Here is a 23,598-nt window from a genome sequence, read left to right as displayed (position 1 = left end):
CATCGCGGCGGACACCCTTGTGTAACAGTGGATTTCGCCACCGATGATGTGACTCGGCTCAGGACTCGTGCCGCCCGCCCGAGCTCTTGTTGCCCTCGGCGAGCAGGTCGCGGATCTCGGTCAGCAATTCGTTCTCGGTCTGGGCGTCGCTCTTGCCCCAGCGCTTCTTGGCCCGGGAGGCCGGGAGCACCAGCAGGAAATAGACCACGGCCGCGATGATGACGAAATTGATCGCGGCGGTGATGATCGGGCCGAGCGCGACATAGGTCGCGGGTTTATCGGCGACGATCCGGAATCCCAGGCCCAGGTCCCCGGTGCCGCCGAATATCTCGATGATCGGTTTGACTATTCCGTCGGTGAACGCCGTGACGATGGCGACGAATGCGGTACCCATCACGACCGCGACCGCCAAGTCGATCACGTTCCCGCGGAATAGGAAGTCCTTGAAACCCTTCAGCATTTGCGGCTCCTGTCTCATTCGGCACACCCGCTGGATGTCGAATGGTCTGGTCACAGCGGCGGGAACCTGTGTTGCCCGCGCACGGATCGGGTATCGGGGATGCTAGATGCATTTTGTGGCAAATACTTGGCGAATCGAGTGAACTCTACTGAAAAACAACCGTGAGTGCGGTACGCAGGGAGGCCGCGGCAACGGTTGTCGCGTGCGCCGAATCGAGGGCGACCAGCACCACGCGGTCCTCCGAACGCGGTGGTCCACCCGCCCCGGATCGCGCCGGGATCGAGACCACGACCGCGCCCGCGGCGAGGGTGCGGGCGGGTGCCGCGGCCGGGGTGTTCGGATCGGGCGCGGCGACCACGTCGACCCGGTCTCCGGTGCGGAGGATTTCGGCAACGGCGTTGTCCGCCAAGCGAATCGGGACTATCCGAGCGTCGGGTGCGGCGGTGGCGGCCGCGGCCAGGCGTGGTCCGAGCACGCGCAGATCGGTGAAGATCTCACCGGCCCGCATGGGTGCGGACAGGGTCGCGCCGAGCAGTGGGGTGGGTTCGCGGATCGCGCCGCCGGGCACGCTGTTCGCGATGAACGCGGCGGTGCGCAGATCGGCGGTGGTCACCGCGCGGCCGGGGGATAGATCGTGGGCGGCGACCACGACCTCGACATGCCGCGCGGACGGATCGCCGCGCAGCAGCAGGAATGCGGCCAGCGCGGTGAGCGCCGCGGCCAGGATGCGGCGGGCCAGCGTGCCGTCCAGCCAGGCGGGGCGGCGGTGCCGCAACCATTCCCAGCGGGGGACGCGGCCGAGATCGATATCGCCGCCACGGACTGGAACCGGCCTGCTCCGGCCGAACGCGCTGTACGTCATGGCACGGACGTTACGACTCGTGCGAGACCGCTCCGCCGGGAAAACAGCTGGTCAGAATTGGGCTGTGGATAACTCGAAACCTGTGGACAACATCGGGTGCGTCCACCGCGGCCGATCGGTCAGGCAGCCGGGGTGCTGGTAGCCGTGCTGCTGCTGGACGAGCTGCTCGAACCGCTGGACGAGCTATCCGAGGAGGAGCTGCTCGACGCGGAGGACGACGACGAGGACTCGGCCTTGGCGGGTTCGCTCGCGGTGGTCGAACCGCTGCGGCTGTCGGTGCGGTAGAAGCCACTGCCCTTGAACACGATTCCCACCGAGTTGAAGAGCTTGCGCAACTTGCCGTCGCACTTCTCGCATGTGCTCAGCGCATCGTCGGTGAACTTCTGAACGATGTCGAACTTGTCGCCACACTGCGTGCACTGATACGAGTAAGTAGGCACAGGAACCTCCACAGTCTCCGTCGTTAGCACTCTACAGCCGACAGTGCCAACAACACCAATTGGTACTTCATTCCCCCAGCCGTGTCAGCCCCGCATCGGGCGTGAGGGCCCAGCCCATACGGCGGTCGTGGGGTTCCTCGGGAAGACGATCCAGGAGTTCCTCGTCACGCACGACCGCGATGAGCCGGGCATCGGGACGCGCGGCGGGCAACGTGCGGTCGTAGTATCCCGCCCCCCGGCCGAGCCGGACGCCCCGGCGATCCACCGCCAGCGCCGGGATCAGAATCGTGGTGGCCGTCGCGATGGCGGCGGGGGACAGGGCCGGCCCGACCGGTTCCAGCAGCCCGTAGCGCGCGCGGCGCAGAGCCGCGGATCCGCTGTACTCGGCCCAATCCAAAGGCCCCGGCACCCCGGTCACCGGCAGCAACACTCGCGCCCCCGCGTTTCGCAGCGCGTCGAGCATGGCGAGCGACCCGGGCTCACCACCCGCCGGAACGTAGGCGGCAACCCAGACCTCCCCGGTCGCGTCGAAAGCCAGCCGCGACGCCGCACCGGCAAGAGCATCCGCTTCCGCCTCGTGCACAGCGGGATCCACCCCCGCACGCCGCGCCAACAATCGCGCCCGCCACTCACGTTTGTCGGTCCGCCCGGCAATCTCCACGCCGACCACGATAAGACCCCCGCCTACTCACACTGCGCCCCGCGCGATCGGCCACTCTCGTCCGTGCGTCCGTGCGTCCGTGCGTCCGTGCGTCCGTGCGTCCGTGCGTCCGTGGGGCCGTGGGGCCGTGGGGCCGTGGGGCCGTGGGGCCGTGGGGCCGTGGGGCCGTGGGGCCGTGGGGCCGTGGGGCCGTGGGGCCGTGGGGCCGTGGGGCCGTGGGGCCGTGGGGCCGTGGGGCCGTCCGGATCGCAGCGGGGAAGGTCACTGTTCGGTGGGGTTTCCCGGCCGGGTCGAGGGGGAATTGTTGCAAGCACCGCTGGTGGTGGACGGCTGTGGGACGCGATGGGGCGGAACTCGGCGCGCGGGTGTGGAGGGCGGCCCCTAGGCTTCCGGTGTGCCGCGCCGGGGCGAAGCCCGTCCGGACGACGAAACTGATGGATAGGGTGTGCTTATGACAGCATCGCGCAGCGATTCGGTGAGGGGTGGCGGTCGGGCGACGGGTGGGCCAGCTGATGCTGGAGTCGCGAAAGCGAAATCCTGCTTCCGCACTGCCGTGGTGCCCGCGGCCGGGCTAGGGACCAGGTTTCTCCCGGCGACCAAGACCGTGCCGAAAGAGCTGCTACCGGTGGTGGATACGCCCGGTATCGAGCTGGTCGCCGCCGAAGCGGCCGAATCGGGTGCGGCTCGCCTGGTGATCGTGACCTCGCCCGGTAAGGACGGCGTGGTCGCGCATTTCGTCGAGGACCTGATGCTGGAGAACACCCTCGAGGAGCGGGGCAAGTTCCATCTCCTGGAGAAGGTGCGCAAGGCGCCGGGGCTGCTCGATGTGACCTCGGTGATCCAGGAGGAGCCGCTGGGCCTCGGACATGCGGTGGCGCAGGCGGAACAGGTGCTGGATCCCGACGAGGACGCCATCGCGGTGCTGCTGCCCGACGATCTCGTACTGCCCTCGGGCGTACTGGACGTGATGAGCCGGGTGCGGCGCAAACGCGGCGGTTCGGTGCTGTGCGCCATCGACGTGCCCAAGGATCAGGTCAGCGCCTACGGGGTGTTCGACGTGGCCCCCGTGCCCGACGCCACGAACCCGAACGTGTTGCGCGTCAACGGAATGGTGGAGAAGCCCGAGCTGGCCGACGCGCCCTCCACCTACGCCGCGGCCGGTCGCTACCTGCTCGACCGCGCGATCTTCGACGCCCTGGGCCGCATCGAACCGGGCGCGGGCGGCGAATTGCAGCTCACCGACGCCATTTCGCTGCTGATTTCCGAGGGACACCCGGTCCATGTGGTCGTGCACCGTGGGTCGCGCCACGACCTGGGTAACCCGGGCGGCTATCTTCGAGCTGCGGTCGATTTCGCTTTGGAGCGTGACGAATACGGGCCGGCCTTGCGTGAATGGCTGGAGCACCGACTCGCCCCCGACTGGGATCCGCAGCTGACCTCGCCGGAGTAATCTGGCGTGCAGCCGGGCGAGCGCCGCATCGGACACGGAACGTGAGGGAAGGGCTGCATGCGCTCGGTGGAGGATCAGCAGATCAAAGTGACCGCGGCGGCCGTTGCGCCGAGACCGGTCCGGGTCGCGATCTCCGAGGCCCAGGGTCTGCTGTGCGCCGAGGATGTGGCCACCGAACGTCCGCTGCCGGGTTTCGATCAGGCGGCCATCGACGGTTACGCGGTGCGCAGTGTGGATGTGCAGGGTGCGGGTGCGGACATCCGGGACGAGAACGGTGATCCGGTCGATCTGACGCTGCCGGTCGTCGGCGAGGTGGAGGCGGGTTCGCGACAGCCGATCCGGTTGCAGCCCCGGCAGACCGTGCGGGTGGACACCGGTGCGCCGCTGCCCACGCTCGCCGATGCCGTGCTGCCGGTGGATTTCACCGACGGCGGTCGCGCCCGGATCAAGGTGTACGAGCCGGTCCGCACGGGTGATTACGTGCGTCGCATCGGTGACGACGTGCAACCCGGCGATATCGCGGTCCGGGCGGGCACCATCATCGGCGCCGCGCAGGTGGGTCTGCTGGCCGCGGTGGGCCGGGACAAGGTGCTGGTGCATCCGCGCCCGCGACTGTCGGTGATCTCGATCGGCGGCGAACTGGTCGACATCGATCGCACCCCCGGTCCGGGCCAGGTCTACGACGTGAACTCCTATGCGCTGGCCGCGGCCGCGCGGGACGCGGGCGCGGACGTGAATCGGGTCGGCATCGTCAGCGCCGATCCGAAGCGCCTGCGTGACGTGGTGGAGGGCCAGCTGGTTCGCTCCGAGGTGGTGGTGATCGCCGGTGCGGTCGGCGGCTGGGCCTCGGATCAGATCCGCGAGGCACTCGAGGGCCTGGGCGAGCTGACGATCGATCGGGTCGCCATGCATCCCGGTTCGGTGCAGGGGTTCGGGCGGCTGGGCCGGGACGAGGTGCCGACCTTCCTGCTGCCGTCGAATCCCGTTGGCGCACTGGTGGTTTTCGAGGTGATGGTGCGTCCGCTGATTCGGATCGCGCTGGGCCGCCGGCATCCGATGCGGCGGGTGGTGCGGGCGCGCACCATCATGCCGATCAGTTCGATGGCCGGGCGGCGCGGATATCTGCGGGCGCAGTTGATGCGGGACGAGCAGACCGGCGATTATCTGGTACAACCGTTGGGCGTCAATGGTTCCGCGCATCTGCTCTCGACCCTGGCCGAGGCCAACAGTCTGATCGTCCTGGAACCGGAGATCACCGAGGTTCGCACCGGTGACGAGGTCCAGGTTGCCTTTCTCGCACAACGTGGCTGAACAATCATGGATATGAACGTCTTTCGGGCCGCGCAGCATCCCGGCTGGCCCGCGCATCTGGGTCCGGTGCGGGTCGCCGCCGGGCAGGTCACCCTCCGTCCCGTTCGGCTGCGCGACGCGTCGGCGTGGGCGCGCATCCGGGTGCGCGATCGCTATCACCTCGAGCCCTGGGAGCCGACCGGCCGGGGCGAGTGGGAGGCGCGCAACCATCCCTCGAACTGGCCGTCGCTGTGGTCGAGCCTGAAGGCCGAGGCGCGGCGCGGGGCGATGATCCCCCTGGTGATCGAGGTGAATGGCACCTTCAGCGGGCAGTTGACGGTCGGCAATATCGTGCGCGGTGCGTTGCGTTCGGCGTGGATCGGCTACTGGGTCGCCAAGGATGTGGGCGGGCAGGGTGTCGCGACGGCCGCGCTGGCATTGGGGCTGGACCACTGCTTCGGCCCGGTGGGTCTGCATCGCGTGGAGGCCACCGTGCGGCCCGAGAATCTGCCGAGTCAGGCGGTGTTGCGCAACGTCGGTTTCCGCGAGGAGGGCATGTTGCGCCGCTACCTGGACGTGGACGGCGCGTGGCGTGATCACCTCCTGGTCGCCATGACCGTCGAGGACCTGTCCGGCACGGTGGTGGACAGACTCATTCGAGCAGGTCGCGCCACTCCCTCATGAACTTTTCGAGGCGGGGAACGGACTCTCGCGGCTTTACGCGTGTTACTCGTGGGGCAGGTGTTGACGGCGCGCCTGCGACGGATTTCGGGGCGGCCGAATTAGCCTACGGACGTCGGTGGTGCGTCCCGTATCGCCGGAAGGGAGCCGGTGCAGTGGCCCGACGAGGCGGCGGCACAACCCTTTCCGAGGATTCGGGGCACGGTGCGAGAACGGTCGGCGGCGAGTCGGCGATATACGAACAGGTTGTGAGATCTGTCGCTGGGGCGACAGCCAGGCGGGGACGGAGGTGCGAGCGCGGTGCCGAATTCGATCTTGTGGGTCGGCCTGGTGGTCCTCTGGGTCTTCGTGTTGTTTCCGATGCTCGCCGCGAGGTACCCCCGTATTCGACGGACCACCGATACCGCCCTGGCGACCCGGGTGCTGCATCGGGGCGGTACCAGGCGACGCGCCAAGTCGGGGCCTGCCTCCGGGCACGACTCGGATCCGGACTGGGTGCCCACACGAGTGCAGAGAAGGCTTTCACACGGCGATGATGCGGAGGATCGGATGACGACTTCGGCCGATGAGCCCGTCACCGAGCACGACGACAGCAGCGATACCGGCGCGGGTGGCGTCGGGGTCGGCGAGGTCGTCGAGGTCGACGGGGCGGATGCGGCCGAATTCGGCGGTGCGGACATCGCGGGTACGGATGTCGAGGTCGAGGCGGCCGTGGTCGCGGAGGTGTCGGAGGATTCGGGGGCGGACGCGGAACCCGCCCCGATGAGCGCGCGAATTCCCCCGGCGCGCACGGTATCCGGGGCGACGCCGGATCTGTCCGCGGCAGCGGCGGACGACGCCGACGCGGACGATGACGCCGAATCCGGTTCCACGCCCGGACGTTTCGTGTCCAACCGGCGAGGACGCGGTGGATACGATCCGGAAGCCGACGCGGTGGCGCGGGCGACGCGGTATCGGTACCGGCAGCGGATGACGCTCGCATTGGCGTTGAGCGCCTTGCTGTTCGGTGGTTTCGCACTGGCGGTCTCGCCGCTGCTGTGGTGGGGATGCGGGCTGTGTGGGGCGGTGCTGGCGGGGTATCTGATCTATCTGCGGCGGCAGGTGCGTTTCGAGGAGGAGATCCGGCGGCGGCGGTCGTCCCGGCTCTCGGGTGGCGGACGGCCCGCGGCGGCGCGTGACGGCGCTCGTTCCGGTGGGAAGGATTCCGGGCGGGACGAGGCGCGTGACCTGCGCAGGCGCGCGGTGGTCATGGATATCGACGACGAGGACCCGGGTTTCGATTTCCTGGAGAACTTCGATGCCGCCGCGGCCCGGGCCACCCGCGCCCGCGCGGCCGGTGGCGAAATCGCCCGCGCGGCAGGGGAATAGCGGTTCGATACGTTTTCGGCCCGGTTACGGAATCATCCGTGACCGGGCCGAATGCGTTGCGGGCCTTGGTTTGTCAGCTGACCGCCAGGGTGATCAGCGCGGCCACCACGGCCAGCACGATCGCGCCGAGTCCCCAGACCGCACCCGCGCGCTGCCAGGGGCGGCCGTGGTCGAGGGAGATGCGGCCGGGACCGGTGAAGGCGAGCGCGGCGACGGCGACGGCGTAGACCAGGGGCAGTTGGTAGCCGTCGAAGCCGTGCGCCCAGTCCGCGTGTACGGCGTTGATCATGGTGCCCAGGGCGATGGCGGCGGCGAGCGGGGTGAGCAGGCCCAGGACCAGCAGGACGCCGCCGGTGATCTCGCTGAGCCCGGCCAGCGTCGCGAAGAAGCGGCCGGGGTTGTAGCCCATCGAGCCGAATCCCTTCGCGGTCGCGGCCAGACCGTAGCCGCCGAACCAGCCGAACAGTTTCTGGGCGCCGTGCACGACGAGCAGCGCGCCGAATCCGATGCGCAGGATCAGCAGGCCGATATCGGAGCCCGGCCGGGACGTGTCGTGCGCGGAGGTGAGCGCGGGCGCCTCGGTGGCGGCTTCGGCACTGGTCGTTGTCGTCATCAAAGGTATCCATCTCGGGTCGGCGATCGCGCCCGGCGGGTGCCGGAGCGAAACGGACTGCGGTCCGATTATGTATCGGACTGAACCAACCGTCGACTCGTCCCGGGTATTCCGCGCCCGGTCAGTACTTCGGGATGCCCGGATCCTCGAAGCCCGGCTTCGCCCGCCGCATGGCCGCGATGTCGTCGCGGTCGCGCAGCTCGGGCATGGCGTTCCAGCGCTCGTGCAGGCGGGCCACGGCGTCGCGGTCCAGGGTGACGCCCAGGCCCGGCGCGTCCGAGACGGTGACCGCGCCGTCGGTGAAGGTGATCGGTGTGGTGATCACCTCCTCACGCTGCCACGGGTAGTGGCTGTCGCAGGCGTATTCCAGATCCGGGACGGTCGCCGCGACGTGCGTCATCGCGGCCAGGCTGATCCCGAGATGGGTGTTGGAGTGCATGGACAGGCCGCGGCCGTAGGCGCGGCAGACCGCGGCCAGGTCGCGGGTGGCGAACAGGCCGCCCCAGTAGTGGTGGTCCGAGAGCACGATCTGCACCGCGTCGGCGTCGAAGGCGGGGCGCACTTCGTTCAGGGCGGTCACGATCATGTTGGTGGCCAACGGAATTCCGGTGCGTCGATGGACCTCGGCCATATCCGCGACGGTGGCCGTGGGGTCCTCGAGATATTCGACGACGCCGGTCAACTCCTGCGCGACGTGCAGTGCCGTTCGCAACGTCCACCCGCCGTTGGGATCCAAACGTAGTGGCATGCCAGGGAATTCGTCCGCCAGCGCCCGGATCGCCGCGATCTCCTCGTCCGGCGGCAGCACCCCGCCCTTGAGCTTGAACGAGCGGAAACCGCCGTACTCGAAGAACTTTCGCGCCTGCCGCACCACGCCGTCGGGGTCCAGTGCCGCACCCCAGTCGTCGCCGAGCGCGTCCTCGACGGGATGTTCGGCCCACTTGTAGAACAGATATCCGGAGTACTCGACGTGATCGCGCACCTTGCCGCCCAGCAGTGCGTGCACCGGCACGCCGAGTTGCTGTCCGAGCGCGTCGAGCGCGGCCACCTCGAACGCGGACAACACGCTCAACCGCACCTTGTCGGTGGTCAGCGCACCCCGCAGCCCACTGGCCGCGGGCTGCGCCTCCAGTAGCGTGCTGGCCTCCTGTCCGATCCCGCCGATCGTGTTGACCGCGCCGACCGACTGCCCGACCAGCTCCGGCGCGAGCGCCTTCGCCCGCTCGAAATACACTGTGTCACCGTAGGTTTCACCGAGACCGACGATTCCGCCCTCGATCTCGACCTCCACGATCAACCGCGGCGTGTACGGCTGATGCACACCCGACAGATTCAACAGCGGCGGATCCGCGATCAGGATCGGCGTCAACCGCACCTCGGTGATCGTGGGAAGTGTTGTATCAGTGCGTATTTCGGCGTTCATCGGCCTACTCCATCGATTCTTCGGAAGGGACTTGCGCCCTCGGTCTGCGGCAACCGGTGCGCACCGAGATTCGGCGGCGCGGGCCGGTTCGCGAGTGATTCGCGTGGTCAGCCGCTGCTCGGCCGCGTACGGGGTCGACGCGTCCGGAGGGCGGGCCGCCGGTGCGCGGCATCCCTGTCGACGTGCCGGAAGGTCCGATTCGCCGACAGGGATGCGCATCCGCGCGGATGTTCAGCGCACCCCGTCGACGCGCTGGGGCAGGTTCCACGGGTTGGCGTCCTGCAGCGGGGGCGGCAGCAGGGCCTCGGGGAAGCCCTGCCAGGCGACCGGGCGCAGGAAGCGGTCGATGGCGGCGGTGCCCATCGAGGTGAACTGCGGGGTGGTGGTGGCGGGGTAGGGGCCGCCGTGCTGCTGGGCCCAGGACAGGGTGATGCCGGTGGGCCAGCCGTTCCAGATCAGGCGTCCGGCCAGCGCGGTGAGGGCCGGAAGCAGGTCGCGGACGGTGTCGGCGTCGGAATCCTGGGCCTGGATGGTGGCGGTCAGGCCCGGTTCCAGCTGGGCCAGCAGGGCGCGGAGTTCGTCCTGGTCCGCGTATTCGACGATCAGCGAGGCGGGTCCGAAACATTCCACGTCGAGGGATTCGGCCTGGGCGAGGAAATCCGCGCCGCTGACCTTCAGCAGCGTCGGGCCGAACGCGGTCTCGCCGGGTTCGGGTGCGTACAGCACCGTGATCGCGGGGTGCCCGGCCAGCCGCTCCAGGCCGTCGCGGTAGCCGTGCGCGATCCGATCGTTGAGCAACTGCTGCGCGGGCACCGCTCGCACCGCGGACAGCAGCGCCTCGTCCAGGCCGTGGTCGGCGGGCAGCAGCAACAGCCCGGGTTTGGTGCAGAACTGGCCCGCGCCCAGGGTGAACGATCCGACGTAACCGCCGGCCACCTCGGCCCCGCGCTCCCGCACCGCGGTCTCGGTGACGACCACCGGGTTGACGCTGCCGAGCTCACCGTAGAACGGGATCGGCCGCGGCCGGGCATTGGCGATGTCGAACAGCGCCCGCCCACCGGCCTCGGATCCGGTGAACGCCGCCGCCGCGATACCGGGATGCCGCAGCGCGGTCACCCCCGACTCCAGCCCGTAGACGATGCCCACGGTCCCCTCGGGCGCGCCCGCCCCGAGCAACGCCTCGGACAGCACCGCGTAGGTGCGCGCGGACAGTTCGGGATGTCCGGGATGCGCCTTGATGACCACCGGGCAGCCCGCCGCCAACGCAGCGGCCGTGTCGTGCCCCGCGACGCTCAGCGTCAACGGGAAGTTGCTCGCGGTGAACACCAGCACCGGCCCGATCGGCACCGTCATCCGCCGGATGTCCGGGCGTGGCCCCATCGGCCAGTCCGCGTCGGCGTGATCGACTGCGGCACGCAGGAATTCACCGTCGGTGAGCACCTGCCCGAACAGCCGCAGCTGGAATACCGTGCGCACCATCTCCGAACGCAGCCGCGGCTGTTCGGGCAGATGGGTTTCCTTCGCCGCCAACGCGACCAGTTCGTCCGACGCCTTCTCCAGCGCGTCGGCCGCGGCCTCGAGCCAGCGCACGCGTTCGGCGGGCGTGGTGCGTGCGAGCTGTGCCGCGGCGGCCACCGCCGCGGTGACGATGCGATCGATGTCCTCCGGGGACGTCTCGGTAGTCACTGTGTCCTCCACCAGTAGTCGGATGCTGTTGTCGGCGAACGGATTCAGGCTTTGATCCGGAACTCGTCGACGGTCCAGGCGCGCGCCTGATCGCTGAGGGTCACCCCGAGGCCCGGACGCGACGACAGATGCATGCGCCCGTCGCGGATCTCGAGACGTTCGTTGAACAGCGGGTCGAACCACTCGAAGTGTTCCACCCACGGCTCGATCGGGTAGGCCGCGGCGAGATGAACGTGCACCTCCATCACGAAATGCGGTGCCAGTTGCAGATGTTCGCGTCCGGCCAGCGCCATCACGTCCAGGAAGCGGGTGATCCCGCCGACGCGCGGCGCGTCCGGCTGCACGATATCGATCCCGGCCCGGATCAACTCGCTGTGCTCGGCGACGCTGGTGAGCATCTCGCCGGTGGCGATGGCGGTGTCGAAGGTCTGCGCGAGCTGCGCGTGCCCGGCGAAATCGTAGGCGTCCAGCGGTTCCTCGATCCACACCAGCGACAGCGGGTCGAACGCCCGGCACATCCGGCGCGCGGTCGGCCGGTCCCACTGCTGGTTGGCGTCGACCATCAGCGGTGTGCGGTCGCCGATCCGCTCCCGCACCGCGGTCACGCGCGCGATGTCGACGGCGTTGTCGGGGTGGCCGACCTTGATCTTGATCCCGCCGATCCCGGATTCGAGCGATTCGGTGGCGCGGTCGAGCACCTCCTCGATCGGGGCGTGCAGGAAGCCGCCGGAGGTGTTGTAGCAGCGCACCGAATCCCGGTACGTACCAAGCAGTTTCGCCAATGGCAGCCCGGCGCGCTTGGCCTTGAGATCCCACAGCGCCACATCGAACGCGGCGATCGCCTGCACCGACAGGCCGCTGCGGCCCACCGAGGCCCCGGCCCACATGAGCTTGTCCCAGATCTTGCCGATATCGCTGGGGTCCTCGCCGATCAGCACCGGCGCGATCTCCCGGGCGTGCGCGAACTGGCCGGGCCCGCCCGCGCGCTTGGAGTAGCTGACGCCGATGCCCTCGAGCCCGGCCTCGGTGGTGATCTCCGCGAACAGCACCGCGACCTCGGTCATCGGCTTCTGCCGCCCGGTGAGGACCTTGGCGTCACTGATCCCGGTGGGCAGCGGCAGGGTGACCGAGGAGAGGGTGACGCCGGTGATCCGGTCGACTACGGAGGTGGGGTTGGTCATGACGGATCTCCTTGTCACGCAATGCTCTTGACCAGCTCGGTCAGCTCGACGAGCTCACCTTCGGTCAGATCGGTCAGCGGCGGGCGCACCCGGCTGGACGGACGGCCCACGGCGGTCAGCCCGGCCTTGATGATCGACACCGCGTATCCGGCGCGCCGATCGCGAATGTCCAGGTAGGGCAGCACGAAGTTGCGCAGCCGCCGGTACACCTCGTCGCGATCGTGCGCGCGCACGGCCTGATAGAACTCCAGCGCGAACTCCGGCACGAAGTTGAAGATCGCGGAAGAGTATGTGGTGACACCCATTTCGATGTACGGCAGCGCGAAGGTCTCCGCGGTGGGCAGCCCGCCGATGTAGGTGAGCCGGTCGCCCATCCGCGCGTAGATGCGGGTCATGGTCTCGATATTGCCGACGCCGTCCTTGAAGCCGACCAGGTTCGGGCAGCGTTCGGCCATCCGCGCGACGGTGACGTCGTCGACGCGGGCGTTGGCGCGGCTGTAGAAGATCACGCCCAGCGAGGTGGCCGCGCACACCGCGGCGACGTGCTCGACCAGACCGTCCGGCCCGGCCTCGGTCAGATACGGCGGCAGCAGCAGAATGCCCTGTGCCCCAGCGGCTTCGGCATTGCGCGCCTGTTCCACCGCGATGGCCGTGCCGGCGGTGGCGGGCGCGAGCACCGGCACCCGGCCCTCGGTCTCGGCGACCGCGGCGCGCACCACCCGATCGATCTCCGGGGTGGTCAGCGAGAAGCCCTCACCGGTGCCGCCCGCGGCGAACAGTCCGGCCACGTCGTACTGGGCCAGCCAGCCGATGTGTTCCCGGTAGGCGGCCTCGTCGAACGCCAGCTCGTCGTCGAAATGCGTGACCGGGAACGACAGCAGCCCGCGGCCCAGCGCGGGACCGAGATCTTCGGCGGATATCTGTGACACGAGTTTCCTCCTCGGGGAATGACATTCGCGGGTGGTGTGCCCGGACTCAGGAGTCCGGCCAGGACTCCAGTAGGTCGATGACCCGGCGCAGCGCCGGATTGGCGGGATGCCGACGCCAGACGGCATACAGTTCGGCGGGTTCGTGCGTCCCGGCCAGCGGGCGGTAGCGCACCCCGTCGGGGTGCAGGTGGCTGGCGGTGTCGGGGACCAGGGCCAGCCCGCGCCCGGCGGCCACCAGCGCGAGCATGGTGTGCACCTGGGTCAGGCGGTCGGCGGGATCGTAGGAGATCCCGGCCAGGGTTCTGGTCATGAGTTCGGCGAAGTAGCGGGCCGGGCCGGGCGCGTAGACCAGCAGTCGTTCGCCCTCGAGTTCGTGCAGCGGCATCGGGGTCGGCGCGTCGAGCCGGTGGCCCTCGGGCACGGCCAGCACGAGCGGTTCGCGATGCACCTGCCGGGCGTCGAATTCGGCGCGGTCGAAGGGCGGGCGGGCGAACGCGAGATCCAGTTTGCCGCTGGACAATTCGTCGAACTGCACGGCGCTGACCTGTTCGGCCAGGACCAGTTCGATCTCCGGCAGCGAGCGGGAGATCTGGTTCAGGAACCGGCCCAGGAAGCCGAAGCCCGCAGTGGCGGTGAAGCCGATCCGCACGGTGCCGGTGCGTCCGGCCGCGACCAGTCGCGCGGTGCTCGGCGCGGCCTCGGCCAGGGCGAGCAGCCGTCGCGCCTCGGCGAGGAAAACCGCACCGGCGGGGGTCAATTCGACCTGTCGCTGGGTGCGGTCCAGCAGCAGCACGCCGATATCGCGTTCGAGTTTCTGGATCTGGCGGCTCAGCGGCGGCTGGGTCATCTGTAATCGTTCGGCGGCGCGGCGGAAGTTGCCCTCCTCCGCGACGATGACGAATCCACGCACCTGTTCCAGGGACAACATGGCGGACAGCTTGCCGTCGCCGGTCATGGTTGCTCCTCGGTGGTGCGGGCGGGGTCGGGGTGTGGTCGCATCGGGTTCCTTTGCAGGCTAGGACGAGTCGGTGATACCCGTCCAACATCGTTTCAGCATCACGATATGCCCAAGAGGTATCACTCGTGGGTTCATATATCTGAATACTTTCCGAAACCTGTGGATATTCGGGATTGAGAATGCGCAGGCGCCTGGATAGCCTGCGAGACACGGATCACCCATTGAAGGAGTGCCATGCAGCGACGCGTCGGCGCCGAGCGTCGTACCGATTCCGACGCCCGGGGCGGTCCCGGCGGCGAATCCGCGACCGGGGTGAAATCGGCCCGCCGCGCGATCACGCTGCTGGAGGTGTTCGCCGCGCAGCGGTCCTGGTTGTCGCTGGCGCAGTTGCACGAGGCCACCGGATTTCCCCGCTCCAGCCTGCACGGTCTGCTGCGCACGCTGCGCGATGTGGGCTGGATCGAATCCGACGAGACCGGTACCCGATTCCGGCTGGGGGTGCGGGCATTGATGTGCGGCACCGCCTATCTCGACCGCGATCCGGCCATGCCGTTCGCCACCGAGGCCCTGGAGCGGCTGCGCGAACAGACCGGATTCACCACGCATTACGCCCGGCTGGCCGGTGCCGAGGTGGTCTATCTGGAGACCCGCGAATCGCGCAGTTCGGGCCATCTCATCTCGCGCGTCGGCCGGGCGCTGCCCGCGCACGCCACCGCGCTGGGCAAGGCCCTGCTGGCCGAACTCGCCGATGCCGAACTCGGCGACCTGCTGCCCGCGCGGCTGTCTCCGCTCACCGAGCACACCATCGTCGACCGCGACGCCCTGCACGCCGAACTGGGTGTGGTGCGCGAACGCGGCTACGCGACCGAACGCGAAGAGGGCACCGCGGGCGTCGCGTGCGCCGCCGCCGCGGTGCCGTACCGGATCCCCGCCACCGACGCGCTGAGCTGCTCGATGCCGCTGGATCAGGTGACCGAGGCCGAACAGCGCCACATCGGCGAGGCCTTGCGCGAGGCCGCCGCCGACCTGGCCATGCGCCTGCGTCGCGCCGGAATCCGTTGACCCGCCGCGACTTTCGCGGCAAGTATCACAGCGAGGAGTTTCACCCATGTCGGATCAGCGCATACTCATCACCGGTGCGGCGGGCATCGTCGGGACGCTGATGCGTCCCCGGCTCGCGCGTCCCGGCCGCATCCTGCGGCTGCTGGACATCGCGCCGCTCGATCCGGCCGCACTCGGTGAGCAGGTCGAGACCATCACCGGTTCGGTCACCGACGCCGAGGTGCTGGCGCGGGCCTGCGCGGGTGTGGACGCGGTGATCCACCTCGGCGGGATCAGCCGCGAGGACGACTGGGAGCGCATTCTCGAGGTCAATATCGACGGCACGCACACCGTGCTCGAGGCCGCGCGGGCGGCGGGGGTGCCCCGGGTGATCCTGGCGTCGAGCAATCACGCCGTAGGTTTCCGCCGGATCGGCGAGGACGGTCCGGACGGGTTGGCCGCCGACAGCAGTACGCGTCCCGACACGTACTACGGCGTCAGCAAGGCCGCGATGGAGGCGCTGGGCAGCCTGTACCACTCGCGATTCGGGATGGATGTGAGCTGCCTGCGCATCGGCAGCTGTTTCGACCGTCCCGCCGACGTGCGTCAGCTCTCGCTCTGGCTCTCCCCGCAGGACTGCGCGCGGTTGCTGGAAGCCTGTCTGAGCACGGCCGAACCCGGATTCCGGGTGCTGTGGGGCGTTTCGGCGAACACCCGCGCGGTGGTGTCGCAGGCCGAGGGCGAGCGGATCGGCTACCGCTCCCTCGACGACGCCGAGGTCTTCGCCGATCAGGTTCCGCCGGGCGAATTGCCGGTGCTGCTGGGCGGCGCGTTCTGCGATATCCCGCTGGGGCAGCACAACCCGCTGTGACATCGCGGCACGGTCGCGCCGGGTGCTGCGTGTGCGCTGAGTATTCACATATGTGACAGCATGACGCGATACCGAATGAGCATCGTCATGTGTATTGCGCCCGCCTATTGAGCATGTGACCCTGAGCACACTTGTTTCGCAGTGAAGGAAGCATCACATGCAGCACTCGGCAACGGCGCCAACTGAGCGACGCCGGATCAACGTCTCCTATCTCTACTTCTTCGGCGCGTTGGGCGGCATCCTGTTCGGATACGACCTCGGCGTGATCTCCGGAGTCCTGTTGTTCATCAACCCGCTCTGGCACCTGGACTCGTTCGCCCAGGGCGTCGTCGGCGGATCGGTCGCCTTCGGCGCGATCTTCGGAGCCCTGTACGCGGGCCGGATCACCGACCGCTGGGGCAGGCGGCCCGCCATCGTGATCGCCTCGGTGGTCTTCGTCATCGGCGTGGCGGGCTGTACGTTCGCACCCGGTTTCGGGGTGCTGGTGGTGGGCCGGTTCATCACCGGTATCGCGGTGGGCTGCTCGTCCGCGACGGTGCCCACATACCTGTCCGAACTCGCGCCGACCCGGGCGCGCGGACGACTCTCGACGCTCAATCAGCTGATGATCGTCTCCGGCATCCTGATCGCGTACATCATCGACTGGGCGCTGTCGGGTGCGGGATCGGCGAACTGGCGCATCATGTTCGCCATCGCGGCGATTCCGGCCGTGGTCCTGTTCGTCGGCCTGATGTTCATGCCCGAGACCCCGCGCTGGCTGGTCAAGGCCGGACGCGAGGCCGAGGCCCGCGAGGTGCTCGCCCAGACCCACCGCAACGACGACATCGACGCCGAACTCGGCAGCATCCGCGAGGTCATCCGGCTCGACTCCGAACAGCGCGGCTCACTGCGCGACCTGATCTCCCCGTGGGCCAAGCCCGCGCTGATCGTCGCGCTGATTCTCGCGGTGGGACAGCAGTTCGCCGGTACCAACGCGGTGAATCTGTACGCGCCGACCATGTTCAAGCAACTCGGCCTGGCCACCTCGGGTTCGCTGCTGGCCTCGATCATCATGGGCGCGGTCAAGCTGGTGTTCACCGCGTGGGTGTTCCTGGTCGTGGACCGCTGGGGTCGCAAACCGCTGCTGCTGATCGGTAACGTGCTGATGGCGTTGGCCCTGATCCTGTTGGGCGCGTGCGTACTCGGGCTGGAGAAGGGCACCGGCACCGGCATCATCGCGCTGCTGCTGCTGTGCCTGTACTGGGTCGGTTACGAACTGGGCTGGGGTGCGGTCGTCTGGGTGATGATGGCGGAGATCTTCCCGCTGCGGGTGCGCGGTATCGGCATGGGCGTCAGCAGCACCGTGCTGTGGGCGGCGACCTTCGCGATCACCTTCCTGTTCCCGGTGATGAGCGATCATCTCGGTCTGGCCGGGTCGTCCTTCATCTTCGCCGGCGTCAGCGTCGTACTGTTCGTGCTGGTCCGGAAGTTCGTGCCGGAGACCAAGGGCCGCAGCCTGGAAGAGATCGAGATGGATCTGCGCGGCCGCGTCGGCGGCACCGCGCAGGAGGCCGCGTGAGCGCACCGACCGTGCGGCGCACCGTGATTCGCCCGACGTCGATCCCGACCGGTACAGCGCTGGCGGGATCGGCACCGGGCGGGTGCGATGCGGTCGGATCCGGTGTGGTCCGCTCGCGGCGGCGGCGCTGCGATGGTGAGGTGATCGGATGACCACGATCGTCTATGTCTCCAATGCGGGCAGCGCCGAGATCTCGGTGCTGCGGCTCGAGGACGACGGTGCGTTGAAACCGGTGCAGACGGTGGCCACCGGCGGCACGGTGATGCCGTTGACCACCGGGCCCGGCCATCGCATGCTGTACGCCTCGCTGCGTTCGGAACCGTATTCGGTGGTGTGCTACGAGATCGCCTCGGGCACCGGCGAACTCACCGAACGGGCACGAATCCCGTTGCCGGACAACATGGCCTATCTGTCCACCGATCGGGCCGGTCGCTTCCTGTTCGCGGCCTCCTACTCCGGCAGCGTCGTCTCGGTGAATCCGATCGGGCCGGGCGGGATCGTGGAGTCCGAGCCGACTGCCGTGCTCGCGACTCCGCCGCACGCGCATTCGATCCTGGTCGATCCGTCGAACCGGTATCTGTTCGCGGCCTCGCTCGGTGGCGATGTCATCCTGCAATACCTGTTCGACCAGGTCACCGGGGTGCCGATCCTGAACGTCCCGCCGCACGTCCCGACCCTGCCGGGGGCCGGGCCGCGGCACCTGGTGTTCCATCCGGGCGGCCGGTGGGCCTATGTGGTGAACGAGTTGGACGGGACCGTCGGCGGCTACGAATTCGACAGCGGCACCGGATGTCTCACACCGCTCGGGACGTATCCGGCGATGCCCGAGGGCGGCGGTGAGCCGTGGGCGGCGGAGATACGGCTCACCCCGGACGGCCGCTTTCTGTATGTGTCCGAACGACGTTCGAGCACACTCGCGGGATTCCGGGTGGACGCGGCGACGGGTGCGCTGAAACCGTTGGGGCACACCGCGACCGAGACCTGCCCGCGCGGATTCGACATCGATCCGAGCGGGCGGTACCTGCTCGCCGCCGGGCAGGAGTCCGATGCCATCAGCGTCCACGTCATCGATCCCGACACCGGGGCGCTGACCACGTGTGGACGGCAGACGCTCGGGCGCGATCCGAACTGGGTGGAGATCGTCGAACTCCGCTGAGCCGGAGGTGTCGGCGGGCTGTGCAATGCTGATGAGGGGCACAGCCCGCCGGACCCGGCGCGGCGGCGCGAGGATCTGGAGGCGAGGGTGGCCGAGCACAACCCGGTGACGAGCCAGGCGCATGCGACCGCGGAGGAACTGCGCCTGACCGCGGGCGATGCGCTGCTGACGGTGGATGCCGCGACGGGCAGGATCGCCCGATTCGCTGTGGGCGCACACGATCTGCTGCACGTCGGCCCGCGTTTCGGCTGTTTCCCGATGGCCCCGTGGTGCGGCCGGATGCGCGCGGGCGTCCTCGATTTCGCCGGGCAGCGGTATCAACTGCCCCGCAATGCCGAGCCGCACGCCATCCACGGCACGGTCCGGGACCAGCCCTGGCAGGTGGTTCAGCATACGGACAGCGAACTCGTTCTCGCCCAGGATCTTCGGGAGCCCTGGCCGTTTCCGGGCCGGGTCACGCAATCCTTCGAACTGCGCGCGGGCACCGCCGTCTTCGGGATGACGGTCGAGGCGGCCGCGGATCCCTTTCCCGCACAGGTCGGTTGGCATCCGTGGTTCGAACGCCGCCTCGGCACCGATGCCGCACCCGTCGAGATCGACTTCGCCCCGGCCTGGCAGGAGGAGCGGGGCGCGGACTACCTGCCGGACGGCAACCGGATCGCGCCGAAGCCTCGCCCGTGGGACGACTGCTTCGGCATGCCCGACGGGGTATCGGTCACGCTGCGGTGGCCCGGCGCAGTGGAACTGACCGTGCGCAGCCCGCTGCGCTGGGTGGTCGTCTACGACGAACCGGCCGACACCATCTGTGTCGAACCACAGTCCGGCCCGCCGAACGGGCTCAACACCGACCCGTCGATCGTCACGCCCGACACACCGCTGACCGCTGAGATGTCCTGGTCCTGGCGGGGTCCGGCCTAGGGGGTTCAGCCGGAACAGTCGTCACGTGACGGATCGAGGGATCGACTCTCGCTCGGGTGGGGGTCAGTGCACCCGAGACGAGTCGGGGACGAGATGCCCGACCGAGATGAGGGTGCGCACCGCGGCCCGACGGCGGGGGCACTCGTCGGTTCTGCAGTTCAGATGCATCTGCATGATGGAGTGTGCCCGTTCGGCAGTGAGCCCGATGGGCTCGACCCAGCACGTACTGAACCTGTCCACGATCCCCTACCCTTCCTCATAGACGTCGGGTATGACGCCGCCCTGAAATGAGACTAGAAGCATCTTTCAGGCGGAAGAATGTGACGAGGGGACCGAATGTTGGTAATTTCGGACGGTGATCCCCATCGGAAACCCTTTCGGCGCACTCCCGCGCAGTAGTGCCAGTGTGCGAATGATGATTGCGGTTGGGCATGCGCACGGACTGGATGACGCCACGTTATTACGTCGCACAGGAATTACCGCCGAGAATCTGGCAGACGAGTTTGCCCAATTCTGGGTGGATCAGGAATTCGACGTCGCGCGGAACCTGCTGGGCGCGCTGGGGGATCGGCCCGGCCTCGGGGTGGAGACCGCGCGGCACGCCACGCTCGGCAAGGCCGGGCTGACGGGTCTGGCGGCATTGGCCAGCGCGACCGCCGGTGCGGTGCTCAACGTCGCGATCCGGTATCAGGAGCTGGTTCCGGTGCTCGCGCGGTACTCGCTGGAGGAGAGGGCGGACGAGGTCGTGGTCGTCGTCGACGGCCAGTCGATTCCCGAGGATGTGCGGGCCTTCTTCGTGGAGCGGGACGTCACGCTGATCTTCGTCGCCGGACAGGTGCTGGGGGTCGACATACCGGCGATCGAGATCGGCCTGACCGGCTCGCCCGAGCGGGTCGGGGAGGTGGCGACGGCATGGCCGTTCGATCGCTGCCCGAAGGTATCCGCGCAGGTCCGCAACAGTATCGCTATTCCGCGGACGTTCCTGCGGCAGCCCATGCCGCAGGCCGACGCGCAGACTGCGGCGATGGTGGAGCGGCAACTCGGGGAGGCGCTGCGGCAACTGGTCGGCACCGGTCGCGGGCTGACCTCGGCGGTGTGTGACCGCCTGCTGCGGGATTCGGGCGTGGTGCCCACGATGGCCGAGGTCGCCTCGGAACTGCACATCACCGCGCGCACGCTGCGTCGCCAGCTCGCCGCGGAGGGGTCCACGTTCCGGGGGCTGCTGAACAATGTGCGCGAGAGCCGGGCAGCGGAGTTGCTGCGCGGCGGGTCGAGTGTGGAGGAGGTCGCCCGGCTGCTCGGTTACGCCGAAACCGCGAACTTCACGCATGCGTTCACTCGTTGGCGCGGTATGTCGCCGCGGGCGTTCCGGCAGTCTCTGACGCGTCGCACATAACGTTATTATTCATGCGCGGATCGTGATTTTCCGGCCGATCGGATCGGCCGGAAAGTGAGGTTCCGATTAGTCAGAAACCATCATAGTTCACAATTGATGACGACGTTTCGCGGAACTCTGTCACGAGCCGATCGATCGGTCATCGGAATAGTTGAATAACGAGTTATTTCGCGGCAGCCCTGAATTCCGGAACTCGCGCCGGGAAATGTCCGGGGAGGCCGGTCGCCGCAATCATCGGGGCCGTCGAACTCGTCCCGGAGACTGTAGCGTCCCCAGGTCTCGCTGCGGACACGAAGGGTGAGACGCCGCACAGAGGGATATTTTCCAAGTAAAACATCTGCTAAGCTTCTCGTATGTTCCTACCGCCACCCCACATGCACCTGCGCCCGGTCGATCGCTCGGCCCGGACGCTGTGGCGTGCGGGGCAGGTGCTCTCGCTGCGCGGTGCGTTCCGGATGCGTCCGGTCGCCGATACCTGGCGGCGGTCCGCGGTCTGCGGGCTGATCGCGCTCGGGGTGCCCGAGGTGGTGCTGGTCGCCACCGGGCATCTGCCGCTGGCCTTCTATACCTGCGCCGGCGGGCTCTGCGCGCTCTACGGGCACGGGCTGCCCTATGCCGCGCGGGCCCGTGCGCTCGGGTGGGTGGTGTTCGGGATGGTTGCGGGCGTCGGCGTCGCGCTGACCACCGCGGGCCTGACCGATTCGGCCGTGGTGCGAGTGTTGGTGCTCGCGCTGCTGGCGGGCGTCTGCAAGCTGGTCTGCGATGCCGCCCGGATCGGCCCGCCCGGCAATGTCATCTTCACCTTCATCATCTCCGCCGCCGGATTCCTGCCGGTGCGGCTGGCCGAGGTGCCCGCGCATCTCGAACTCGTGCTGGCCGGTGGGGTGCTGGCCTGGGTGGTCTGCATGGCTCCCGCGCTGGTGCGGCCGCACGCCCCGGAGCGGCTCGCCGTCGCCCGGGCGCTCGCCGCCACCGCGCGGCTGGTGCGGCTGCCCGCGGGCGACCCCGCCGTGGCCCGCGCCCGGTACGACGTCGCGGCCGCGAGTCATACCGCCTGGCACACCGTCCGGCTGATTCCCGGCGACACCCCGCGGCGGATCGCCGAGAGCGCCGGGCTGAGCCGCCTGCTGGTGCGCGCCGAATCCCTGGCCGCCGCAGCACAATCCGATCCTTCGGCTCCGGATCGTCCCGTATTGCCCACCGCCGCCGCGTCTTTCGGCGAGCCCGATCCGCTCGATCGTGCGGCCGCGGCCGATCGGCTCACCGAGTGGGCGCAGGTACTGCGCGGCGGACATCGGGTGCCCGAGGTCGACTTCCTGATCGACGAGCAGGACCAGATCCGCGGCATCGCGATGCAGCGCGATGTGGCAGCCGCGCCGAGCGGAGTGCAGCGGGTCCTGCGGGCCTTCCGGCCCAGTTCGCCCGGATTCCAACTCGCGCTGCGGGTCGCGGTGGGCGCAGCGGCGGCCGGACTGGTGTCGATCGCCCTGGGTGTGAACCGGCCCTACTGGGCGGTCATGACGGCCGCGGTGCTGATCGTCGCGAACACCGCGCTGTCCTGGCATCGCACGGTGCAGCGGCTGGTGGGCAATCTGATCGGGGTCGGGCTGTTCACCGCCCTGGTCCCGCTGACCGCGCATCCGGTGGCGCTGGTCGTGGTGGCGCTCACCTGTCAGCTGATCGTCGAGGCGACGATCTCCCGGAACTATTGGGTGGCATCGGTATTCATCACGCCGATGGCGCTGGTGATGGTCGAGTTCGCCGGAGTGCAGCCCGCCGGGCATCTGGCGCTGGACCGCTGGCTCGACACCTGCGTGGGTGCGGCCGTGGCCGTGCTGATCTGTTTCGCCGTCCCCAACAAGCGCGCCTTCGATCGGGTCGGGCTGGCCCTGCGCGAGCTGGACGCGGTGCTCGCCCGGGCCCGCGAGGCGCTGCGGACGGGCCGCGCCGACAACGATGTCCGCCGTCGGCTCAAGGCCGCGCTGGTGGAGGTGCGCGAGTCCGCCGATATTGCGGCGGGGGAGTGGTGGAGCACCGAGTTGCCCGAGGAGCGGATCGTCGCCTCCGAACGCGCGGGACATCAAATGCTGGCACAACTTCCGGTCCGGCTGCCGGTGGCCGCCCGATGAGCGAGGGAGCGCGGGCCGAGGACGCGGTGGCGGGCGTACTGCGACAGTGGGAGGTCGTCCGTCCCGACCTGAACTTCGGCCCGATCGCGGTACTGGGCCGGCTCAATCGCTGTGCGGCGCTGCTGCAACGGGTCGCCGACGCCCCGCTGGGCACGGCCGAGTTGAGCCGCCCCGAATTCGAGATACTGACCGCGCTGCGCCGCATCGGCGGCGAGCTGACACCCGGCCGCCTGGCCCGCGAGACCTTCGCCTCGCCCGCTGCGGTCACCAAACGGGTACGGGGACTGGAGAAGCGGGGCCTGGTCGATCGTCGCATCGATGAGCGCGATCGTCGCGTGGCCCATCTCGCGCTCACCGATGCGGGCCGGGAGCTGATCGATCAGCTCTTCCCGCAACAGCTTTCCTACGAACAGTCGCTGCTGTCCCGGCTGCCGGACGACGAGCAGGACGAACTCGCCCGCATCCTGGGCGATCTCCTGCTGCAACTCGAGGGGCAGCTGGGCAGCGTCGACTACTGACCCGGGTCG

At 68.9% G+C, this 23,598-nt stretch carries 22 protein-coding genes; 12 read left to right on the top strand and 10 right to left on the bottom strand.

Going from position 1 to position 23,598, the window contains the following annotated elements; genetic code table 11:
• Positions 1-58 precede the first annotated feature (58 nt).
• The 4 genes from mscL to NRB20_RS10735 form a co-directional block, all read right to left on the bottom strand.
• Entirely contained in the window at positions 59-460 is a 402-nt protein-coding gene (gene mscL / locus NRB20_RS10750; protein ID WP_153409952.1) for a large conductance mechanosensitive channel protein MscL, read from the bottom strand.
• A gap of 145 nt (positions 461-605) precedes the next feature.
• On the bottom strand, positions 606-1,322 hold the full coding sequence (locus NRB20_RS10745) for an SAF domain-containing protein (protein WP_153409951.1): 717 nt from the start codon (positions 1,320-1,322) through the stop codon (positions 606-608).
• Between the two features lie 119 nt (positions 1,323-1,441).
• A complete protein-coding gene (locus NRB20_RS10740; protein WP_319944729.1) occupies positions 1,442-1,762 on the bottom strand; it encodes an FmdB family zinc ribbon protein in 321 nt (106 codons plus the stop codon).
• A 67-nt stretch (positions 1,763-1,829) separates the two neighbouring features.
• A complete protein-coding gene (locus NRB20_RS10735) occupies positions 1,830-2,423 on the bottom strand; it encodes a 5-formyltetrahydrofolate cyclo-ligase (RefSeq protein WP_406603808.1) in 594 nt (197 codons plus the stop codon).
• 451 nt (positions 2,424-2,874) lie between these two features.
• Here NRB20_RS10735 and NRB20_RS10730 point away from each other — a divergent pair, with 451 nt between their 5' ends.
• From NRB20_RS10730 to sepX, 4 genes are all read left to right on the top strand, one after another.
• On the top strand, positions 2,875-3,873 hold the full coding sequence (locus NRB20_RS10730) for a UTP--glucose-1-phosphate uridylyltransferase (protein WP_406603807.1): 999 nt from the start codon (positions 2,875-2,877) through the stop codon (positions 3,871-3,873).
• Between the two features lie 57 nt (positions 3,874-3,930).
• Complete coding sequence (gene glp, locus NRB20_RS10725; protein WP_153409950.1) at positions 3,931-5,184, top strand: molybdotransferase-like divisome protein Glp; 1,254 nt, start codon at positions 3,931-3,933, stop codon at positions 5,182-5,184.
• A 12-nt stretch (positions 5,185-5,196) separates the two neighbouring features.
• On the top strand, positions 5,197-5,847 hold the full coding sequence (locus NRB20_RS10720; RefSeq protein WP_153409949.1) for a GNAT family N-acetyltransferase: 651 nt from the start codon (positions 5,197-5,199) through the stop codon (positions 5,845-5,847).
• 297 nt (positions 5,848-6,144) lie between these two features.
• Complete coding sequence (gene sepX, locus NRB20_RS10715; protein ID WP_406603806.1) at positions 6,145-7,212, top strand: divisome protein SepX/GlpR; 1,068 nt, start codon at positions 6,145-6,147, stop codon at positions 7,210-7,212.
• A 73-nt stretch (positions 7,213-7,285) separates the two neighbouring features.
• On the opposite strand, the gene NRB20_RS10710 is transcribed toward sepX, so the two are convergent.
• The 6 genes from NRB20_RS10710 to NRB20_RS10685 form a co-directional block, all read right to left on the bottom strand.
• Positions 7,286-7,825, bottom strand: a complete 540-nt coding sequence (locus NRB20_RS10710) for a DoxX family protein (RefSeq protein ID WP_153409947.1) — start codon at positions 7,823-7,825, stop codon at positions 7,286-7,288.
• 121 nt (positions 7,826-7,946) lie between these two features.
• The gene (locus NRB20_RS10705; protein ID WP_153409946.1) at positions 7,947-9,248 is read right to left on the bottom strand and encodes a glucarate dehydratase family protein; all 1,302 of its coding nucleotides are present in this window, start codon (positions 9,246-9,248) and stop codon (positions 7,947-7,949) included.
• A 231-nt stretch (positions 9,249-9,479) separates the two neighbouring features.
• Positions 9,480-10,934, bottom strand: coding sequence for an aldehyde dehydrogenase (NADP(+)) (locus NRB20_RS10700; RefSeq protein ID WP_319944728.1), 1,455 nt, complete (start codon positions 10,932-10,934; stop codon positions 9,480-9,482).
• 44 nt (positions 10,935-10,978) lie between these two features.
• Positions 10,979-12,115, bottom strand: coding sequence for an L-talarate/galactarate dehydratase (locus NRB20_RS10695; RefSeq protein ID WP_153409945.1), 1,137 nt, complete (start codon positions 12,113-12,115; stop codon positions 10,979-10,981).
• Positions 12,116-12,129: 14 nt separating this feature from the next.
• Positions 12,130-13,044 (bottom strand): 5-dehydro-4-deoxyglucarate dehydratase, encoded by a 915-nt coding sequence (gene kdgD / locus NRB20_RS10690; protein ID WP_319944727.1) that lies wholly within the window; start codon positions 13,042-13,044, stop codon positions 12,130-12,132.
• 46 nt (positions 13,045-13,090) lie between these two features.
• Entirely contained in the window at positions 13,091-13,999 is a 909-nt protein-coding gene (locus NRB20_RS10685) for a LysR substrate-binding domain-containing protein (protein ID WP_227833410.1), read from the bottom strand.
• Positions 14,000-14,236: 237 nt separating this feature from the next.
• On the opposite strand from NRB20_RS10685, the gene NRB20_RS10680 reads away from it, so the two are divergent.
• The 8 genes from NRB20_RS10680 (at position 14,237) to NRB20_RS10645 (ending at position 23,589) form a co-directional block, all read left to right on the top strand.
• On the top strand, positions 14,237-15,064 hold the full coding sequence (locus NRB20_RS10680) for an IclR family transcriptional regulator (RefSeq protein WP_153409943.1): 828 nt from the start codon (positions 14,237-14,239) through the stop codon (positions 15,062-15,064).
• A gap of 46 nt (positions 15,065-15,110) precedes the next feature.
• Positions 15,111-15,914 carry an NAD-dependent epimerase/dehydratase family protein gene (locus tag NRB20_RS10675; RefSeq protein WP_153409942.1) on the top strand — a complete coding sequence of 268 codons (804 nt, stop codon included), beginning with the start codon at positions 15,111-15,113 and terminating at the stop codon, positions 15,912-15,914.
• A 157-nt stretch (positions 15,915-16,071) separates the two neighbouring features.
• Positions 16,072-17,472 carry a sugar porter family MFS transporter gene (locus NRB20_RS10670; RefSeq protein ID WP_153409941.1) on the top strand — a complete coding sequence of 467 codons (1,401 nt, stop codon included), beginning with the start codon at positions 16,072-16,074 and terminating at the stop codon, positions 17,470-17,472.
• 148 nt (positions 17,473-17,620) lie between these two features.
• Complete coding sequence (locus NRB20_RS10665; protein ID WP_153409940.1) at positions 17,621-18,628, top strand: lactonase family protein; 1,008 nt, start codon at positions 17,621-17,623, stop codon at positions 18,626-18,628.
• Between the two features lie 87 nt (positions 18,629-18,715).
• Positions 18,716-19,546, top strand: coding sequence for an aldose epimerase family protein (locus NRB20_RS10660; RefSeq protein ID WP_319944726.1), 831 nt, complete (start codon positions 18,716-18,718; stop codon positions 19,544-19,546).
• A gap of 415 nt (positions 19,547-19,961) precedes the next feature.
• Entirely contained in the window at positions 19,962-20,942 is a 981-nt protein-coding gene (locus NRB20_RS10655) for a helix-turn-helix transcriptional regulator (RefSeq protein WP_194289798.1), read from the top strand.
• A 353-nt stretch (positions 20,943-21,295) separates the two neighbouring features.
• Positions 21,296-23,071, top strand: a complete 1,776-nt coding sequence (locus NRB20_RS10650; RefSeq protein ID WP_227833409.1) for an FUSC family protein — start codon at positions 21,296-21,298, stop codon at positions 23,069-23,071.
• On the top strand, positions 23,068-23,589 hold the full coding sequence (locus NRB20_RS10645; protein WP_153409937.1) for a MarR family winged helix-turn-helix transcriptional regulator: 522 nt from the start codon (positions 23,068-23,070) through the stop codon (positions 23,587-23,589). The genes NRB20_RS10650 and NRB20_RS10645 overlap by 4 nt, the downstream gene beginning before the upstream one ends.
• Positions 23,590-23,598 lie beyond the last annotated feature (9 nt).

The organism is Nocardia macrotermitis, from assembly GCF_009604405.1.
Classification (GTDB): Bacteria; Actinomycetota; Actinomycetes; order Mycobacteriales; family Mycobacteriaceae; genus Nocardia; species Nocardia macrotermitis.
This window is presented reverse-complemented; position numbering and strand designations above follow the sequence as displayed.

What these genes read in the sequence shown, in the direction of transcription:
- NRB20_RS10655 (WP_194289798.1), top strand. Translation starts at nt 19,962, where the DNA reads ATGATTGCGGTTGGGCATGCGCACGGACTGGATGACGCCACGTTATTA.
- NRB20_RS10665 (WP_153409940.1), top strand. Translation starts at nt 17,621, where the DNA reads ATGACCACGATCGTCTATGTCTCCAATGCGGGCAGCGCCGAGATCTCG.
- NRB20_RS10745 (WP_153409951.1), bottom strand. Translation starts at nt 1,322, where the DNA reads ATGACGTACAGCGCGTTCGGCCGGAGCAGGCCGGTTCCAGTCCGTGGC.
- NRB20_RS10720 (WP_153409949.1), top strand. Translation starts at nt 5,197, where the DNA reads ATGAACGTCTTTCGGGCCGCGCAGCATCCCGGCTGGCCCGCGCATCTG.
- mscL (WP_153409952.1), bottom strand. Translation starts at nt 460, where the DNA reads ATGCTGAAGGGTTTCAAGGACTTCCTATTCCGCGGGAACGTGATCGAC.
- NRB20_RS10710 (WP_153409947.1), bottom strand. Translation starts at nt 7,825, where the DNA reads ATGACGACAACGACCAGTGCCGAAGCCGCCACCGAGGCGCCCGCGCTC.
- NRB20_RS10680 (WP_153409943.1), top strand. Translation starts at nt 14,237, where the DNA reads ATGCAGCGACGCGTCGGCGCCGAGCGTCGTACCGATTCCGACGCCCGG.
- NRB20_RS10650 (WP_227833409.1), top strand. Translation starts at nt 21,296, where the DNA reads ATGTTCCTACCGCCACCCCACATGCACCTGCGCCCGGTCGATCGCTCG.
- NRB20_RS10695 (WP_153409945.1), bottom strand. Translation starts at nt 12,115, where the DNA reads ATGACCAACCCCACCTCCGTAGTCGACCGGATCACCGGCGTCACCCTC.
- NRB20_RS10705 (WP_153409946.1), bottom strand. Translation starts at nt 9,248, where the DNA reads ATGAACGCCGAAATACGCACTGATACAACACTTCCCACGATCACCGAG.
- NRB20_RS10730 (WP_406603807.1), top strand. Translation starts at nt 2,875, where the DNA reads ATGACAGCATCGCGCAGCGATTCGGTGAGGGGTGGCGGTCGGGCGACG.
- glp (WP_153409950.1), top strand. Translation starts at nt 3,931, where the DNA reads ATGCGCTCGGTGGAGGATCAGCAGATCAAAGTGACCGCGGCGGCCGTT.
- NRB20_RS10670 (WP_153409941.1), top strand. Translation starts at nt 16,072, where the DNA reads ATGCAGCACTCGGCAACGGCGCCAACTGAGCGACGCCGGATCAACGTC.
- NRB20_RS10645 (WP_153409937.1), top strand. Translation starts at nt 23,068, where the DNA reads ATGAGCGAGGGAGCGCGGGCCGAGGACGCGGTGGCGGGCGTACTGCGA.
- NRB20_RS10675 (WP_153409942.1), top strand. Translation starts at nt 15,111, where the DNA reads ATGTCGGATCAGCGCATACTCATCACCGGTGCGGCGGGCATCGTCGGG.
- NRB20_RS10685 (WP_227833410.1), bottom strand. Translation starts at nt 13,999, where the DNA reads ATGACCGGCGACGGCAAGCTGTCCGCCATGTTGTCCCTGGAACAGGTG.